This is a genomic window from Tessaracoccus lubricantis, from assembly GCF_039544535.1.
Taxonomy (GTDB): domain Bacteria; phylum Actinomycetota; class Actinomycetes; order Propionibacteriales; family Propionibacteriaceae; genus Arachnia; species Arachnia lubricantis.
Map to the genome: position 1 here is coordinate 1 of NZ_BAABLV010000019.1, position 15,107 is coordinate 15,107.

The 15,107-nt window shown below is 67.2% G+C and carries 19 protein-coding genes; 10 read left to right on the forward strand and 9 right to left on the reverse strand.

Annotated features, from left to right (window positions below):
- Positions 1-55: 55 nt before the first annotated feature.
- Positions 56-958: an IS110 family transposase gene (locus tag ABEA30_RS05660; protein ID WP_345580280.1), complete on the reverse strand. Its 903-nt coding sequence runs from the start codon at positions 956-958 to the stop codon at positions 56-58.
- A 452-nt stretch (positions 959-1,410) separates the two neighbouring features.
- Positions 1,411-1,539 (reverse strand): hypothetical protein, encoded by a 129-nt coding sequence (locus ABEA30_RS05665; RefSeq protein WP_345580544.1) that lies wholly within the window; start codon positions 1,537-1,539, stop codon positions 1,411-1,413.
- Here ABEA30_RS05665 and ABEA30_RS05670 point away from each other — a divergent pair.
- Both ABEA30_RS05670 and ABEA30_RS05675 read left to right on the forward strand, forming a co-directional pair.
- Entirely contained in the window at positions 1,538-1,858 is a 321-nt protein-coding gene (locus ABEA30_RS05670) for a hypothetical protein (RefSeq protein WP_345580282.1), read from the forward strand. The genes ABEA30_RS05665 and ABEA30_RS05670 overlap by 2 nt on opposite strands.
- Before the next feature lie 119 nt (positions 1,859-1,977).
- Positions 1,978-2,259 carry a hypothetical protein gene (locus ABEA30_RS05675; protein WP_182781377.1) on the forward strand — a complete coding sequence of 94 codons (282 nt, stop codon included), beginning with the start codon at positions 1,978-1,980 and terminating at the stop codon, positions 2,257-2,259.
- A 458-nt stretch (positions 2,260-2,717) separates the two neighbouring features.
- Here ABEA30_RS05675 and ABEA30_RS05680 read toward each other — a convergent pair whose 3' ends face one another.
- Positions 2,718-3,305, reverse strand: coding sequence for a hypothetical protein (locus ABEA30_RS05680; protein WP_143008296.1), 588 nt, complete (start codon positions 3,303-3,305; stop codon positions 2,718-2,720).
- Between the two features lie 250 nt (positions 3,306-3,555).
- On the opposite strand from ABEA30_RS05680, the gene mutM reads away from it, so the two are divergent.
- Positions 3,556-4,344 (forward strand): bifunctional DNA-formamidopyrimidine glycosylase/DNA-(apurinic or apyrimidinic site) lyase, encoded by a 789-nt coding sequence (mutM, locus tag ABEA30_RS05685; protein WP_345580289.1) that lies wholly within the window; start codon positions 3,556-3,558, stop codon positions 4,342-4,344.
- A 403-nt stretch (positions 4,345-4,747) separates the two neighbouring features.
- On the opposite strand, the gene ABEA30_RS05690 is transcribed toward mutM, so the two are convergent.
- Complete coding sequence (locus ABEA30_RS05690; protein ID WP_009378277.1) at positions 4,748-5,137, reverse strand: heavy metal-responsive transcriptional regulator; 390 nt, start codon at positions 5,135-5,137, stop codon at positions 4,748-4,750.
- 103 nt (positions 5,138-5,240) lie between these two features.
- Between ABEA30_RS05690 and merA the strand changes: the two genes are divergently transcribed.
- From merA to ABEA30_RS05720, 6 genes are all read left to right on the forward strand, one after another.
- Positions 5,241-6,662 carry a mercury(II) reductase gene (merA, locus tag ABEA30_RS05695; protein ID WP_093252918.1) on the forward strand — a complete coding sequence of 474 codons (1,422 nt, stop codon included), beginning with the start codon at positions 5,241-5,243 and terminating at the stop codon, positions 6,660-6,662.
- Positions 6,663-6,712: 50 nt separating this feature from the next.
- Positions 6,713-7,381 carry an organomercurial lyase MerB gene (gene merB / locus ABEA30_RS05700; protein WP_345580295.1) on the forward strand — a complete coding sequence of 223 codons (669 nt, stop codon included), beginning with the start codon at positions 6,713-6,715 and terminating at the stop codon, positions 7,379-7,381.
- A gap of 28 nt (positions 7,382-7,409) precedes the next feature.
- Entirely contained in the window at positions 7,410-7,700 is a 291-nt protein-coding gene (locus ABEA30_RS05705; protein WP_093252924.1) for a hypothetical protein, read from the forward strand.
- The gene (locus ABEA30_RS05710) at positions 7,697-8,224 is read left to right on the forward strand and encodes a TlpA family protein disulfide reductase (protein WP_067476994.1); all 528 of its coding nucleotides are present in this window, start codon (positions 7,697-7,699) and stop codon (positions 8,222-8,224) included. The genes ABEA30_RS05705 and ABEA30_RS05710 overlap by 4 nt, the downstream gene beginning before the upstream one ends.
- 39 nt (positions 8,225-8,263) lie before the next feature.
- Entirely contained in the window at positions 8,264-9,145 is an 882-nt protein-coding gene (locus tag ABEA30_RS05715; protein ID WP_245701705.1) for a cytochrome c biogenesis CcdA family protein, read from the forward strand.
- A 591-nt stretch (positions 9,146-9,736) separates the two neighbouring features.
- Positions 9,737-9,862 (forward strand): zinc finger domain-containing protein, encoded by a 126-nt coding sequence (locus ABEA30_RS05720; protein ID WP_223289965.1) that lies wholly within the window; start codon positions 9,737-9,739, stop codon positions 9,860-9,862.
- Positions 9,863-10,057: 195 nt separating this feature from the next.
- Here the strand turns inward: ABEA30_RS05720 and ABEA30_RS05725 are convergent, their stop codons facing one another.
- Genes ABEA30_RS05725 through ABEA30_RS05740 form a run of 4 tightly spaced genes read right to left on the reverse strand, consistent with a single transcriptional unit; the run spans position 10,058 to position 13,338 of the window.
- On the reverse strand, positions 10,058-10,621 hold the full coding sequence (locus tag ABEA30_RS05725) for a signal peptidase II (protein ID WP_345580310.1): 564 nt from the start codon (positions 10,619-10,621) through the stop codon (positions 10,058-10,060).
- Positions 10,618-12,519 carry a heavy metal translocating P-type ATPase gene (locus ABEA30_RS05730; protein WP_345580312.1) on the reverse strand — a complete coding sequence of 634 codons (1,902 nt, stop codon included), beginning with the start codon at positions 12,517-12,519 and terminating at the stop codon, positions 10,618-10,620. Before ABEA30_RS05730 ends, ABEA30_RS05725 begins: the two co-directional genes overlap by 4 nt.
- Positions 12,516-12,875, reverse strand: coding sequence for a Cd(II)/Pb(II)-sensing metalloregulatory transcriptional regulator CmtR (gene cmtR, locus ABEA30_RS05735; protein WP_007633539.1), 360 nt, complete (start codon positions 12,873-12,875; stop codon positions 12,516-12,518). Before cmtR ends, ABEA30_RS05730 begins: the two co-directional genes overlap by 4 nt.
- Before the next feature lie 37 nt (positions 12,876-12,912).
- On the reverse strand, positions 12,913-13,338 hold the full coding sequence (locus tag ABEA30_RS05740; protein ID WP_093252937.1) for a MerR family transcriptional regulator: 426 nt from the start codon (positions 13,336-13,338) through the stop codon (positions 12,913-12,915).
- A 105-nt stretch (positions 13,339-13,443) separates the two neighbouring features.
- Here ABEA30_RS05740 and ABEA30_RS05745 point away from each other — a divergent pair, with 105 nt between their 5' ends.
- Positions 13,444-14,442: an arsenic resistance protein gene (locus ABEA30_RS05745; RefSeq protein WP_009378305.1), complete on the forward strand. Its 999-nt coding sequence runs from the start codon at positions 13,444-13,446 to the stop codon at positions 14,440-14,442.
- Positions 14,443-14,797: 355 nt separating this feature from the next.
- On the opposite strand, the gene ABEA30_RS05750 is transcribed toward ABEA30_RS05745, so the two are convergent.
- Positions 14,798-15,052 (reverse strand): DUF6602 domain-containing protein, encoded by a 255-nt coding sequence (locus ABEA30_RS05750; RefSeq protein ID WP_143008297.1) that lies wholly within the window; start codon positions 15,050-15,052, stop codon positions 14,798-14,800.
- Between the last annotated feature and the right edge of the window lie 55 nt (positions 15,053-15,107).

Genomic DNA, 15,107 nt, shown 5'->3' on the forward strand with positions numbered 1-15,107 from the left:
ACTACCGCCTCAGAATGCTCCTCATCGGCGGCGGTCTACGACTATGACCCCACGCTCAGGTACGAAGAGCCCCCATCCCGGGCACCGATAACAAGAGCGGGTCGTCGCCGTACAGGTCGGCCCAGTAGCGCGTGGCCTGGGCGGTCGCTCGAGCGATCCGCTGGTCGGCCTCGGCCATGTCGTGCAGGTGCTCGGCCACTTCCCAGGCCAGGGCGTCCAGGTCCAGGTGCCCCTCCCAGAACCCTGTCCAGGCGCGGGCTGCGGCGCGGATCGCCTCCACCCGGGCGGGCACGTCCGGGACGCCGCGGGTGTGCGCGGCGACCACCCCGGTCAGGGTGGAGCGGCGGGCGCTGCCCAGTGCGCGCAGGTCGGGCCAGCGGGTCAGCACCGCGACCGCGGTCGGCTGGGAGCCGGCGAACGCGGACCACACATCGGGAAAAGCCCACCGCGCCAACGAGATCAACCGGCGGCGAGACCGGTTGCCGTCGACGACGAGCTTCCCGCGGCGGGTCACCGCCCGGCGCAGCGCCAGCTGCGGCGGGGTGAGTGGACGTAGCGGAGCCAGGGTGAAGACCTCCCCGGCGGTGGCCAGCACGTCGGCGTCGATGACGTCGGACTTGTCCTTGCCGATGATCGCGCCGCGAAGCCGGGCCGCGTGCCGGGCACCGAGCAGGGACAGGTCCCCGCCGGCCTGGCGCATCGCGATCGAGAGCGCGAGCCACGTCATCGACGTCGGCTCCGCGACCGCAACCACGCCGGGGTAGCCGCGCAACCTGTTGCTGAGCATGTCGAGGCCGGCCAGGGTCGGCGGCGCGGTGAACCGGGACAGGCGTACCTGCCCGTCCGGCAAGATCTCACGCACGCACACGTGATGGTTGGCCACCACCGCGGCGTCGATGCCGACCTGCACCCGCACCGGCGACAGGCCGGTGACGGGGTCGGTACTGTGAATAGACACGAGGGTTCCTCCGTTCGCAAGCGATGAACGTGAACCCGGCTCCTCATCGACCACCGGCCAGTGACCTTGGAGGATCGGGCTCACCAACAGCAGCGGGAGAACCCTCGCGTCCGTGTCCCGGCACGCATCTCGCCGGCTCGTCCGCGATAAGGGCGAGCTCCCGAACCGCTGCCACCCAGCCACCACAGATGAACACCACGGCAGGCGTTCCCATGCTTGTGCGTGATCCGGTGCCTACCCGCGACCAGGGGATCCCGCGGGGCGGGACCCTGACACGGCCACCAATTCCCTGAACCGGGCCAACCTCAGCCGGGAGAGCCGACCCCGGGCCTGTCGATCTCTTTCACGAGCCCGAACACTCAGCCGAAAAGCGACACAACCCGGAGCCTTCTCCCACGGCCACCGTAGCGACCACCACCTGCAACCAGGAGGCCCTCCAAGTCATACAAGCCCTATTGCAGAGGGAGATGGCCGGTCTTCGCCACTCCGAGGTCCTTGACGACCTGCTTCTGCGGGATACCGGACTCGACCAACGCGACCGCGGCACGCTTGAACTCGTCGGTGTAGGAGATCTTCGGCATGGATGCCATCCTTTCAGCACGACCCCTCAGAATCATGCGGTCTAGTGAGCGTGTCGAGACCCTGATGAATATCGAATTTGGTGTAGGCATCTGCAAGGGGGGGTTTTTCCTGCCCAAGAAGGTGAACTCCAATGTCGAGTGGGGTGCATGGAATGACTGCAATGTCTACGGCTCTGCCTCGACCTATGTGCATTCAATCTCGGCGCAACTCTGGATGCAGACGGGAGCGTTTGCGTTCCAGAAGACCAAGCAGGAAACCGCCATGAGCCCGTTGGAATCTGTCTCGAGCAAGGTTGTGACGGCGCATCGAGTCAAGTAGTGTGACACCACCTACACCAAGGAATTTCAGATCCAGGCAGAGGTGACCTTGAAGAGCAAAAAGATGGGCATGGTCAAGAGTGACAACGTCAAGCTTGCCTGCAACTTCAAGGTGAGCTGATGACGCAACCCTTCCCCCCTTTTGGGAGGCATCGCGCGCCGTCTCCGGAGACCCTGCTCGCCATGCAGTCTGCGGCCCGCCGATTGAACGAGCACTTGGATGCTGCTGGTGGGGCCTATGCGGAGTTGCAGGAGCTAGCTCGAAGTGAGGATATGTCGCCGAGCATTGGCAACGATCTGGGGCTTGACTGGGGCTTCATGGAGTCGGTGATCCAGGGACTCACGCTCGAAGAGGCGACGGTTCATCACCACCTTCAATCCCGCGAGGGCGAGGCGCGGTAGTGGCGGTCTTGCTGCGGCCCCTCGGAGGCCACAGCCGGGGTGCGGTTACGGGGCCCTAGAATGCTAACGAGCCTAGAAGCTCCCGACCCTGGCCCGTTTATAAAAAGTAGCTGCGGCTCGTGGTAACTGTCGAGCCGCGCTTCACTCTGTGGACTTCTGCGCTCGGTAGTTTGTAGATCGGGACGCTCGGGCGGAGATTCGTCAAAGTAGGGAGTGGTTCTTCCTGCGCTGCGGTGGCGGCGCCCGGTTCGCACACATCTTGGGGCCTGGAGGGATGTCAGGGGATGCCGTGCGGTTTCGCGCTCATGCCGATGAGCGGGCGACGGCACCATCATCCCGAACTCCCCTTGGAACGACAGCGGACGTCCTCCGGCAGGCATCGGTTAGGTGTTAACTGGGGAAGGCGCTGTGGACGTGCGACTCGTCGTGCCGCGGAAGATGCGCTCATGCACTGTGCCCTAAAGCACCTTGCTATGCCCATACTCGTTGAGCAGTACGGTCGGATTCGCCTGAATGTGCTCAGGGTAGATGGAACCTTCCCAGAAAATCATAGTCCCCGATTGCTGATCCAGACCGTACACCGGACGTAGAGCCGACAGCGAGGACACGCCACTGCTGCAGCGCGCTGAGAGCCATGTCAGAAACTGCACAAGTGGGTAGCCGCCCAATTCTTTTCCCGGCGCGTGCTCCAAGAAAGCAGTCATAGGAAGATGCTTATAGGTTCCATCGGGTTGGAGTTTGGGGGCAAGTGCGGAGAAGCTCGTGCTCCAGAATCCTCGGTCGGCGATTAGGAGAGCGTCCAACTCTTCGCTCGGATGTCCGACAGCGTACCCGTCGACGCTATGAACAAGATCATCATAGAGGGTTCTGAAGTCGCCTCTGGGATCTTGGGATGAAGGCATCAACCCCGTCGATTGGCTCAGGAGGCCAAAGGGAACTGGCCCGGTCATTACCTCGGGCCAAGCGCTGCCGAACGTTCCCGCAACCGAGTTGATCATCCGCTTCTGTTCAAGAGCGTCCAGGATGTCCTTCTTCCTCAGCGTCAACTTGCACGAGAAAGCCGCTAAGACGCCGCTTATCAGGACCGTCGGTTGGTCGGTCAGCGCACTTGGGTAGTCGGGCCCCTTCTACATTCATGTAAAGCGGGTCGAAGCAAGTCGCACGCGCAAAGATCCCGCATGGCAGTGCCGGACAGTGGCCCGACGTCAACGAGTCGTTTCCCGGTCTGACCAGGCCCGACATGCTCAGTAGCGCACCGCCGTAACTCCGGGTCCCGGATCATGCGAGGTGCTAGCCGTGCCTGAACTTCCTGAGGTCGAGGTCGTGCGCCGTGGACTCGACGATCATGTCCGTGGCCGTACGATCGCCTCGGCCACTATTCTGCATCCGCGTGCGGCCCGCCGTCATGTGGGCGGTCCGGGGGATCTGGCAGTGCGGTTGGTCGGTGCGATGATCACCGGGACTGCGCGACGCGGTAAGTACTTGTGGCTGGTCCTGGACGGCGAGGACGCGCTGCTCGCGCATCTGGGGATGAGCGGGCAGATGCTCATCACCTCGCCGGAGGCGGCAGTCGCTACTCACGAGCGGGCTCGGTTCACCTTCACCGACGGCGGCCATGATCTGCGGTTCGAAGACCAGCGCACGTTCGGGCATCTGATGTACGACGAGGGCGGTGCGGTGCTGCCTTCGCCGATTGCCCACATTGCGCGGGATCCGTTCGATCCGCTGTTCGACCAGGCGGCAGCGGTCGCGCGGATCAAGACCAGGCGCACCGGGATCAAGCGCGTGCTGCTGGATCAGAGGGTGGTGTCCGGTATCGGGAACATCTACGCCGACGAGGCGCTCTGGGCTGCCAAGGTGCACGGGGAGACGGCGGCATCGTCGTTGAGCAAGCCAAGGATATCTGCGCTGATCGATGCCGCGCGGGAGGTCATGGATGCAGCGCTCGTTCAGGGCGGAACGTCGTTCGATTCCCTCTATGTCGACGTGGCCGGCAGCAGCGGGTATTTTGCCCGCAGCCTGAATGCCTACGGTCGTGCCGGCCGGCCCTGCAGGCGCTGCGGGACGCCGATCGTGCGGGAGTAGTTGATGAACGGGTCGAGCTATTCTTGCCCGCTCTGCCAGCGGAAACGCTAGTCGAGAGGTCGTCTCTCGAGTTGCAGGCGGACCGCGGTCGCAGTGGGGTTCGGCTCGATCCGCTGTACATAGATATATAGCGAGTCTCATCGCCGTGGATGGTGGACCGCGGTCAGCTCTGCTAGCTCGGCGAGTCCCGAGTGAACAGATCCGGCCCTTCTGAACCGGTCTGTCCTCGTGTCCTGACGTGGTGCTCGCCAATCGACCAAACCGAGATGTCGATGCCAGAACGGCTCCTCTGGCCATCGTCCCTGCCGCCATCCCTGAAGGGGGCAGCATCGTTGCGCAACTGCGCATCGTCGTGCGCCCTGGAACAGCGGTCTGTCGGATTCGCCGGTCGCGGCTCTCTTGTCTATACGTACCGGCAGACCTGGTCCGCGCTGCAGGTCTCGGGCTCGGGGTGCGCCGCGTCGTCCCGGAGGTTGGCGATGGTGTCGCGCAAGGCGGTGAGCTGGGCGATCTGCTGCTCGATGTCGCGCAGGCGCGCGTCGAGCAGGTCTCGGACGTGGGCGCACGGGGCGTGGCCGGCGTCGCGGATGTCCACAATCTGGCGGATCTGGGCGAGCGTGAGGCCGGCAGCCTGGCCGCGGTGGACGAAGTCGACGCGCGCGATTGCGTCCGGCGGGTAGTCGCGGTACCCCGACGACGTCCTGTCGGGCGGGGGGAGCAGCCCCTGCTCTTCGTAGAACCTCAGCGTCTTCGCCGTGGTGCCGGCCGCCTCGGCGAATTCCCCGATCCTCATGGCCTCCTCCATCCGTGTCGCGGCCGCACTTGACCTTCCTCTGTACTGGAAGGTCCAGTATGGCTGAGACGGAGCAGAAATCCAAGGACTGACAGGAGCAGCGATGCCTACCAAGTACGACCTCGCCATCATCGGATCCGGAGGCGGCGCGTTCGCCGCCGCCATCCGCGCGACCACGCTCGGCAAGTCGGTGGCGATGATCGAGCGCGGGACCTTCGGCGGCACGTGCGTGAACACCGGCTGCGTGCCGTCGAAGGCGCTCATCGCCGCCGCTGATGCCCGGCATGTTGCCGTAGACGCCTCGCAGCGGTTCCCCGGCATCGCCACGGCCGCGGGACCGGTGGACATGCCGACGCTGATCGGCGGGAAGCAGGACCTCGTCGAAGGCTTGCGGGGTGAGAAGTACGTGGACGTCGCCGAGTCGTACGGCTGGCACGTACGGCAGGGCGAAGCCGCGTTCGCCGGCACCCCTGAAGCGCCGGTCCTCGAGGTTCGGTCTGTCGAGGGCGCTGTCGAGACGATCGAGGCCGCCCAGTACCTGGTCGCCACAGGCTCCCATCCCTGGGCCCCGCCGATCGACGGGCTGGAGGAGGCCGGGTACCTGACCTCCACGACGGCGATGGAACTGACCGAGGTCCCCGAGTCGCTGCTGGTGCTCGGCGGCGGATACGTGGCGCTGGAGCAGGCCCAGCTGTTCGCCCGCCTCGGATCGAATGTCACCCTCCTGGTGCGCTCCCGGCTGGCCTCGAAGGAGGAGCCGGAGGTGTCCAAGGCGCTGGCCGAGGTCTTCGCCGACGAGGGCATCCGGGTGGTCCGCCGAGCGGTCCCGACCAGCGTGGCTCGCAGCGCCGACGGGAAGGTCATCGTGGCCGCCGACGTGTCCGGCGGTTCGCAGGAGTTCCGCGCCGACCAGCTCCTGGTCGCGCTCGGCCGCCGGCCAGTGACCGATGCCTTGAACCTGGAGGCGGTGGAGGTCAAGACCGGCGACTCCGGGCAGATCGTGGTCTCCGACCAGCTGCAGTCCTCGAACCCCCGGATCTGGGCCGCCGGCGACGTGACCGGGCACCCCGAATTCGTCTACGTCGCCGCCCACCACGGCACTCTGGTCGCCGAGAACGCCTTCGCCGACGCCGAGAGGTCGGTGGACTATGCCCGGTTGCCGCGAGTGACGTTCACCGGGCCTGCCATCGGCGCGGTCGGCATGACCGAGAAGCAGGTCCTCGACGCAGGCATCCGCTGCGACTGCCGGGTGCTGCCGCTGGAGTACGTGCCCCGCGCGCTGGTGAACCGGGACACCCGCGGGTTCATCAAGATGGTCGCCGACGCGGACACCGGAGAGATCCTCGGCCTCACCGCCGTTGCCAAGGACGCCGGAGAGCTCGCCGCTGCCGGAGTCCACGTGCTCGGCAAGAGCGTCGCGGAGGTCGCCGACGCCTGGGCCCCGTACCTGACCATGGCCGAGGGCATCCGGATCGCCGCCAAGGCCTTCACCGCCGACGTCTCGAAGCTGTCCTGCTGCGCCTGACCCGACCCGGAAGCAGCACCTGCCCGAACTCAGAATTGGAGGAAACCGAAATGTCCGACCTCAGCACGCAACTGCCCGATCGGCTCAACAGGCCCGAGGAGACCGGCCTCGACCCCGGCCTGCTGGTCCCGCTGCTGCGGCTGCTCGTCGACGGCGACCCCGTCACGATCGAGCAGCTCGCCACCGCCGCCGGCCGCACCCCTGAGCAGGTCTGCAACGGGCTGGCCGCCGTGCCCGACACTGAGTACGACGACCAGGGCCGCATCGTCGGCCAGGGCCTCACCCTGCGCCCGACCCCGCACCGATTCGCCGTGGCCGGTCAGGAGCTCTACACCTGGTGCGCCTTGGACACCCTGGTCTTCCCTGGCCTCCTCGACCGGGCGGCCCGCGTGGAGTCTGTCTCCCCGGCCAGCGGCGAGAGGATCGTCGTCGCCGTCAACGTCGACCCTGCCACCGGCGTCACCCGCGTCGAACCCGCGAGCGCCGTCGTGTCCCTGGTGAACCCGGAGCAGATCACCTCGATCCGCTCCTCGTTCTGCGACCAGGTGCACTACTTTACATCTGCAGACGACGCCGCCGGATGGCTCGCTGAGCACCCAGGGGCTCAAGCGGCGCCGGTGATCGAAGCCCATCAGATCGGCATCGAACTCGCTTCCCACCTGCTCGACCGGCTCCGGGCCGACGCCCAGACTGCCGACCGCTGCCACCGCTGCTGCTAGCCGGGCCCCGAATGAAACGAGAACACCGATGACGACCAGACGCGACGACCGACCCGGCGGCCTGGTGCTCGGGGCAGGGGTCGTGCTCCTCATGGCACTGTGCTGCGGTCTGCCGCTGCTCATCGCCGGCGGCGTGCTCGCCGGCCTCGGCGGGATCCTCGCCAACCCCTGGGTGGTAGGCACCGGCATGGCGCTCGTGGTGCTCGTCGTACTCGCCGCCGCCCACCGCCGGACCCGCAGCGACCGCACCGGCCACGACTGCTGCCCGACCATTGATTCCGATCATGCCACCGACACGAAGGAAGACCAGAACCTATGACCACCCCCCTCACCCGCCGCGCGGCCCTCTCGTTCGCAGGCCTCATGGTCGCAGGACCGCTGGTCCTGACCGCCTGCGGCAAATCTGACGACGCCGCGCCCACAGCCGATGTCGGCTCGCCCGCGGCCGTGACCAGCATCGACGGCAGGCAGGTCAGCCTGCCCGCCGCGGGGAAGCCCACCGCGGTGTTCTTCTTCTCTGTCGGCTGCGGCGAATGCGTCGGCGGGGTCCGATCCCTCGGCGAGGCCGCCGCCAGCGCGGAAGCGAACGGCACCGGTGCCGGATTCCTCGCCGTCGACATGGATCCGCGCGAAACCAAGGAGACTATCGAAGGCTTCATGAAATACGTCGAGGCTGAACGCGTCCCCGCCGCCATCGACCAGGGCGCAACCCTGTCCCAGCGATTCGACGTCGCCGCGCTATCCACGCTCATCATCGTCGATTCCGACGGCCGGGTGACTTTCCGCGCCACCGACCCCGACGCTGAGACGATCATCGGCGAGCTCGAAAAGGCCGGGGCCTGAGCCATGGGTGGACTCCTTGCCCTCGCCTTCGCTGCCGGAATGATCGCCCCGGTCAACCCCTGCGGTTTTGCACTGCTTCCGGCATGGATCACCCACGCGCTGGGCGACGCCGCATCCTCCCCGGCCCCGGTGCGCCTCCTTCGATCGCTGCGGGCAGGCCTCGCCGTGACGATCGGGTTCGCAGGCACGCTGGCGCTGGCGGGTATCGCTGTGAGTGCCGGAGCGCGGAGCCTGATCCAGGCCGCTCCAGCACTGGGGCTCGCCGTCGGCGTCGTGCTCGTCCTGTTCGGCGCGGCGATGCTGGCCGGTCGCTCGTTCTCGCTCCGGCTGCCCGGCATCCCCAACCGGGTCACGGCGCGTCCGCCGAGCACCGCACGCATGGTCGTCTTCGGGGTCGGCTACGCCGCGGCGTCGCTGTCGTGCACCTTCGGAGTGTTCCTCGCCGTCGTCGCGCAGGCGCAGGCCACAGCCAGCTTCGCCGGCCTGCTCCTCGTCTTCGCCGTCTACGCCGCGGGATCCGCGAGCGTCCTGCTGCTCGTCGCCGTCACCGCTGCCGCTGCCGGTACGGCGCTCTCGCGACGCATTGCCTCACTGGCACGCTATGGCCCCAGGGTCACCGCCGCCGTGCTCATCCTCACCGGGGCCTACCTGGCCTGGTACTGGTACCCGGCCGTCACCGGTGACGCTTCAGCGTTCGGCCGCACCAATGCCGTCGCCGCGGTCGCAACTTCGGTGTCTGACTGGGTCCAGGGGCACGTCGGCGTCGTGACCGGAGTGTCCGTCGCGGCCGTGTTCGTCGCGCTGCTGCTCGGAACCCTCGCCGGACGCCGTCCTATGTCCATCTGGAAGGCCAAGGGAGACTGCTGCGACGCCGAGCAAGCGCACTCTGCCGACGACCGGCCGAGCGCGACGACGGAGTGAGCACGACTCTGCCGGAATCTGAGGACGATTGACTCGACGTCGTAACTACCGCCGAGCGCCAAAACTACAGCGCCAAGATCATCTGGCGGCGAATATGGCGGGGAAGACTTCCGGCCCGTACCGAGAAGGTGAGTGGACGCGACGGACGCCCGCTCATCAGGACAATGATCCGAGTCTCGGTCTTGGACTAGGCGCTCGGCTCGGTCGTGCACGACGTGCACGTCCAGAAGATCGGCAAAGCTGCGCTGCGGCTGACGCGCGAACAGGCGAGGACATCACCCGGATCTTCGCTGACCACCTGCTCGAATGTGATGGCAAACGAAAATGAGGTGTCGAAGCTGGGTCTTCGCAGCAGGGATGTAATGTCCATCCGTCGATGGCAGAGGTTTCCTGGACCGTAGATCGCTTGTGGCCGGCTCTTTCCTCGACTGCGCCCGTTCCTCTCAGGCTGAAGTCCTGAGGCTCCGTTCTCGTAACATAGGCACTGTACGTCACCACGCCCGCCGGCGTGAATCCGCCGGTGAACAGTTCAGACCCCTTCGTCACACCTCCCGTAATTCATTGCTCCTATTGTGGGACGCAGGCTACGGGGTGCACCTTCTGGCTGGCTATGGGATCGCTCGACACCCGTGCGAGCGCTGCGGAACGCAGATAGTACGGAAGAAGATCATGAACCGATCGAGCCACCTCTGCCCGGTTTGCCAGCTGGAACGATAGAGGCCCTGCTTCACGCGATGAGTGTTGCTTCGACGCGCCTTGATCAATGCACGTAGGCCCCAGCATCGATCGAATACGCCCCGCCGGATGCAAGAACTCGGTGAAGTAGAACTGAACCGGACTCCGAATACCGAGGTCGCACTTTCGTGACGAAACATCTCCTGTGGGTGGCGATGTTCAGCTGTTCCAGTTTCATCACGGCTGGGCATTTCGTACGCGATGATTCTCGCCCGGCCTCGGCGAGGCGAGGTTCAGGCAGACCAGGCCGACACCGGCGACCACGAAGACGTCCGCGACGTTCCCGACGAAGAGGCTCCCGTAGGCGAGGAAGTCCGTGACGTGCCCTTGACCGGTCGCGGGCGGGTTACCGAGCCGGTCGACGAGGTTGCCGACCGCACCGCCGAGGACCATGCCCAGGGCAAGGCCCCACCGCAAGCCCCGAAGCCGCACGGCGAACACGACCACCGCCACCGAAGCGAGGACGCCGACGGCCGTGAAGATCCACGTCGATCCCGCGCCGAGCGAGAACGCGGCCCCGGGGTTGTAGACCAGGGACAGGCCGAACAAGTCGCCGAGCAGCGGGACCCGTTCGCCCGGCGTCAGCCGCGCGGCCGCGAGGGCCTTCGTCCCCTGGTCCAGAGCGAGGCCGAGCGCGCCGACGGCGAGAGCTGCGCCGACCGCCCGCCGGGTGGGAGGAGGCGGGGCCTTCTCGTCCGCGACGCCGGCGTCAGCCGTCTCGACGGCATCCGGCACGTTCACGAGGCGGTCTTCCTCGTCCTGGCGGCGCGGAGCCCGTTGAGGATCACTATCACCTCGGCGATCTCGTGCACCAGCACCACCGCTGCGAGGCCGAGCACGCCGAACAGGGCCAGCGGCAGCAGCGCGGTGATTATCAGCAGGGACAGGATGATGTTCTGGTTGATGATGTGCCTGCCGCGGCGGGCGTGGTCGAACGCGCGCGGGAGGAGCCGCAGGTCGTGGCCGGTGAAAGCGACGTCGGCGGACTCGATCGCGGCGTCGGAGCCGGTCGCGCCCATCGCGATGCCGATGTCCGCGGCGGCGAGGGCGGGGGCGTCGTTGATGCCGTCGCCGATCATCGCGACCGAGCCGTGCCTGCCCAGCTCGCTGATCGCGGCGGCCTTGTCCTCCGGGCGCAGCTCGGCGCGCACGTCCTCGATCCCGGCCTGCGCGGCCAGCGCCCGGGCGGTGCGGGCGTTGTCGCCGGTGAGCATCGTCACCCCGACGCCCTGGGCGGCGAGGGTGCGGACCACCTCGGGGACCTCGGGGCGCAGCTCGTCGCGGACGCCGATCGCGGCGACCGGGACGCCGTCGCGGTGCACGATCACGACGGTCATGCCCTGCTCCTCCAGGCCCGCGACCTGGTCCTTGAGCGTCCCGGCGTCCAGCCATCGAGGGCTGCCGACGGTGACCCGGGCCCCGTCGAGGGTGCCCTCGATGCCGTGCCCGGCCTGCTCGGTGACCTCCAGGGCGGCGGGGGCTCCGGGTGCGGCGGCGGTGATCGCGGCGGCCAGCGGGTGGGTGCTGTGCTGCTCCAGGGATGCCGCCCAGGCCAGGGCCTGCGCCTCGGTCACGCCGTCCGTGGTGAGGACGGCGGTGACGGCGGGCTCGTTGCGGGTGAGGGTGCCGGTCTTGTCGACGGCGACGTGGCGGATCACGCCGAACCGTTCGAACACGGCACCGGACTTGATGATCACGCCGAACCTGCTCGCCGAGCCGATCGCGGCGACGACGGTCAGCGGGACGGAGATCGCCAGCGCGCACGGCGACGCGGCGACGAGCACCACGAGGGCGCGGGTGATCCACAGCTCCGGGTCGCCCAGCAGCGAGCCGATGACCGCAACAAGGGCGGCGAGGATCAGCACCCCAGGCACGAGCGGACGGGCGATGCGGTCGGCCAGGCGGGCACGGTCGCCCTTCTCGGCCTGCGCCTGCTCGACCAGCTCCACAATCGTGGTCAGCGAGTTGTCGGTGCCCGCCGCGGTCGTCTCGACCTCCAGGGCACCGGCAGTGTTGATCGCCCCGGCCGACACCGCGTCGCCGGGCTCGACCTCCACCGGGATCGACTCCCCGGTGATCGCCGAGGTGTCCAGGCTCGACCGGCCCGTGCGGACGATCCCGTCGGTCGCGATCCGCTCACCCGGACGCACGAGCATCAGCTGACCAACGGCCAGATCCTTCGCGGCGACCTCCACGGACGCGCCATCCCGCCGGATGGTCGCGGTCTCCGGGACCAGCTTGAGCAGCGCCCGCAGCCCGCCACGGGCGCGGTCCATCGCCTTGTCCTCCAGCGCCTCGGCGATCGAGTACAAGAACGCCAACGCTGCGGCCTCCTCGACGTAGCCGAGGATGACCGCGCCCACCGCGCTGATCGTCATCAGCAGCCCGATGCCCAGCTTGCCCTTGAAGAACTTGCGGATCGCGCCCGGGGTGAACGTCGACGCACCCAGCAGCAGGCCGATCCAGAACGCCGCCAGCGCCGGGATCTCCGCACCCGTCCATTCCAGGACCAGGCCCGTGCCGAACGCGACGCCGGAGAGCACCGGGACCATGATCCCGCGGTCACGCCACCACGGACGCTCCCGCTCCTCCTCGCCGACCCGGGTCTCCGGCTCGTCGCAGCCGCACGCCGCGCTCACGCGCCCGCTCCCGTCCCGCAGCAGCCCGGCACCGTGCACTCGGCGTCCACGCACGGCGCGTGCTCGTCCACGGCCAGCGTCACGTCCACCAGCGCCGTGAGCGCCGCCGCGAGGTGCGGGTCGGCGATCTCGTAGCGCGTCTGCCGCCCCTCGGGCTCGGCGACCACGATCCCGCAGTCACGAAGACAGGTCAGGTGGTTCGACACGTTCGAGCGCGTCAGCTCCAGCTCGCGCGAGAGCACGGCCGGGTAGCTCGGCCCGTCCAGCAGGGTCATCAGGATCCGGGAGCGCGTCGGGTCCGCCATGGCCCGGCCCAGCCGGTTCATGACGTCGAGGCGAGAAGCAATAGTCAGCATGCACTGAACTATACAGCAATGGCTGACTTATTGGCTATTACTGATCGGGCACCGGCGCGGTCCGTGCGAAGGCCCGGAACGCGCACTCGGACCGGCACTGCTCGTCGCTGTCCGGGCAGTCGTCGACGTGGGCCTGCGCCGCGCTCAGTTGTTCCTGGAGTACGGTCAGGATGCTGATCTGCCGTTCGACGGCGGCGATCTGCTCGGCCAGCAGCGGCTGCAGCGCGACCTTGACGCCGGTGCAGGTGCCCGTGTCGGCGAGCTCCAAGAGGCGGCGGATCTCGGGCAGTTCGAGTCCGAGCCGCTTGGCTGAAGCGATGAAGTCGAGCCGCTCGAGGTGGCCCTCGTCGAAGTCCCGGTATCCGTTCGGGCTCCGGCGCGCCGCGAGGAAGCCGAGGCGCTCGTAGTAGCGCAGCGTGCTCGCCGGCACTCCGCTGCGCTCGGCGACCTCGGAGATCTTCATGCTTCGAGCCTATGCTTCGCTAGCTTGACCTTCAACCCGGGTTCAAGGTCTAACGTTTTTCTGTAGGCGGGATTGCCCGCCCTTGCACGTGTTGAGGGAGAACAGATGCAGATGAGCGTGGAATGGATGGAGCGGCACCAGGTCGCGCTCTATGTCGCGGGGCTGGCGATCGGGGCCGTCGTCGGGCTGGCCTGGCCCGTGGTCGCCTACCCGGCCGAGCTGGCGATCCACCCAGTGCTCGCGCTGCTGCTCTACGCCACGTTCCTCGGCATCCCGTTCGGCAGAATCGGGCACGCCTTCCGCGACTGGCGCTTCCTCGCCGCGATCCTCGTCGTGAACTTCGTGCTGGTGCCCGCCGTCGTCTGGCTGCTGTCGGGGATCGTGGCCCACGACCAGGTGCTCCTCGTCGGCGTGCTGTTCGTGCTGCTGACCCCGTGCATCGACTATGTGATCGTCTTCGCCGGGCTTGCCGGCGGCGACGAGGAGAAGCTCTTGGCAGCCGCCCCGCTGCTGATGCTCACCCAGATGCTCCTGCTGCCGCTGTACCTATGGCTGTTCGTCGGAGCGGAGTTCGTGGGGTCCGTGGAGTTCGCGCCGTTCGTCGAGGCCTTCGTGCTCATCATCGCCCTGCCCCTCGTGGGCGCGGCGCTGACCCAGCTGTCCGCGGCCAGATCGCGCGCCGCGCGCAGGGTCGAACAGGCGGTCATGGGCGCGATGGTGCCGCTCATGGTCGCCACGCTCGCGGTCGTCGTCGCCTCGCAGATCGCTGGCGTGAGCGCGCGGCTCGGCTCTCTGCTCCTCGCGGTGCCGGTCTACGTCCTCTTCGCCGCCGTGATGGTGCCGGTCGGGATGCTGGCGGGCAGAGTCGCGGGCCTCGACGTGCCGGGCAGACGGGCGATCGTGTTCAGCGGCGCGACCCGGAACTCACTCGTCGTGCTGCCGCTGGTGCTCGCGCTGCCCGCGGCGTTCGACCTCGCGCCCCTCGTGGTCGTCACGCAGACCCTGGTCGAGCTGGTCGTCATGGTGGTTTTCGTGCGACTGATCCCGTGGATCATCCGCGTGGCTCACGATCCTGAGATAGGACCGGCGAAGTCCGTGTCGTAGAAGCCTCGTGCAACGGGGGTGCCGGGATCCCTCAATCAGAGAAGTGCCGAAGGCGGGCCTCGGCTCTCGTCAGGGCGGCCGGCGGGCGTCGCTCAGGTCCCCACTACCAGCTGATCGAACAGAAGGCCAAGAGAAGGAGAAGTGGAGGCCGGGACTGCTTCGATGGCGAAGGTGTCCTGTGCGCACGGGTCGCGGATGCCCGATCCTTCCTTCGATCGGGCAGTTGGTAGGTTGACGTCGTGAGGCCGTACTCTGGTGTGGAGGCAGCACACATCATACGCACGTCACTTAGCGGTGAAGTAGCCTCTGACCAGCGAAAACGCCATCGTCGTACTCTCCCAGTTTTTCAATGTATCTATCGTGGGAAGTAGGGCCTTAGGATCACCAAGTCAATCTCGTTCGTCTCACCGCTCGGCCCGACAATGTACTTGCGCGTCACGATCTGGCCCAGGGGGAGCCACTTGCTTATGAGATTGACCCATGCCGCCTCGCCCTCATGGCCGGCACGTTGACTGTCTTTGTTTCGCGCGTGCTTTCGTGCAGCCTCATAATCGTCCTTGATTTCACGCGCGGCCGCGCCGATCAGAGCAATGAACTTGTCTGCACTCATAGTCAGCAATATGCCATACCCGCCCGCCGGCAACTCGCATGACGAGAACGGCGCT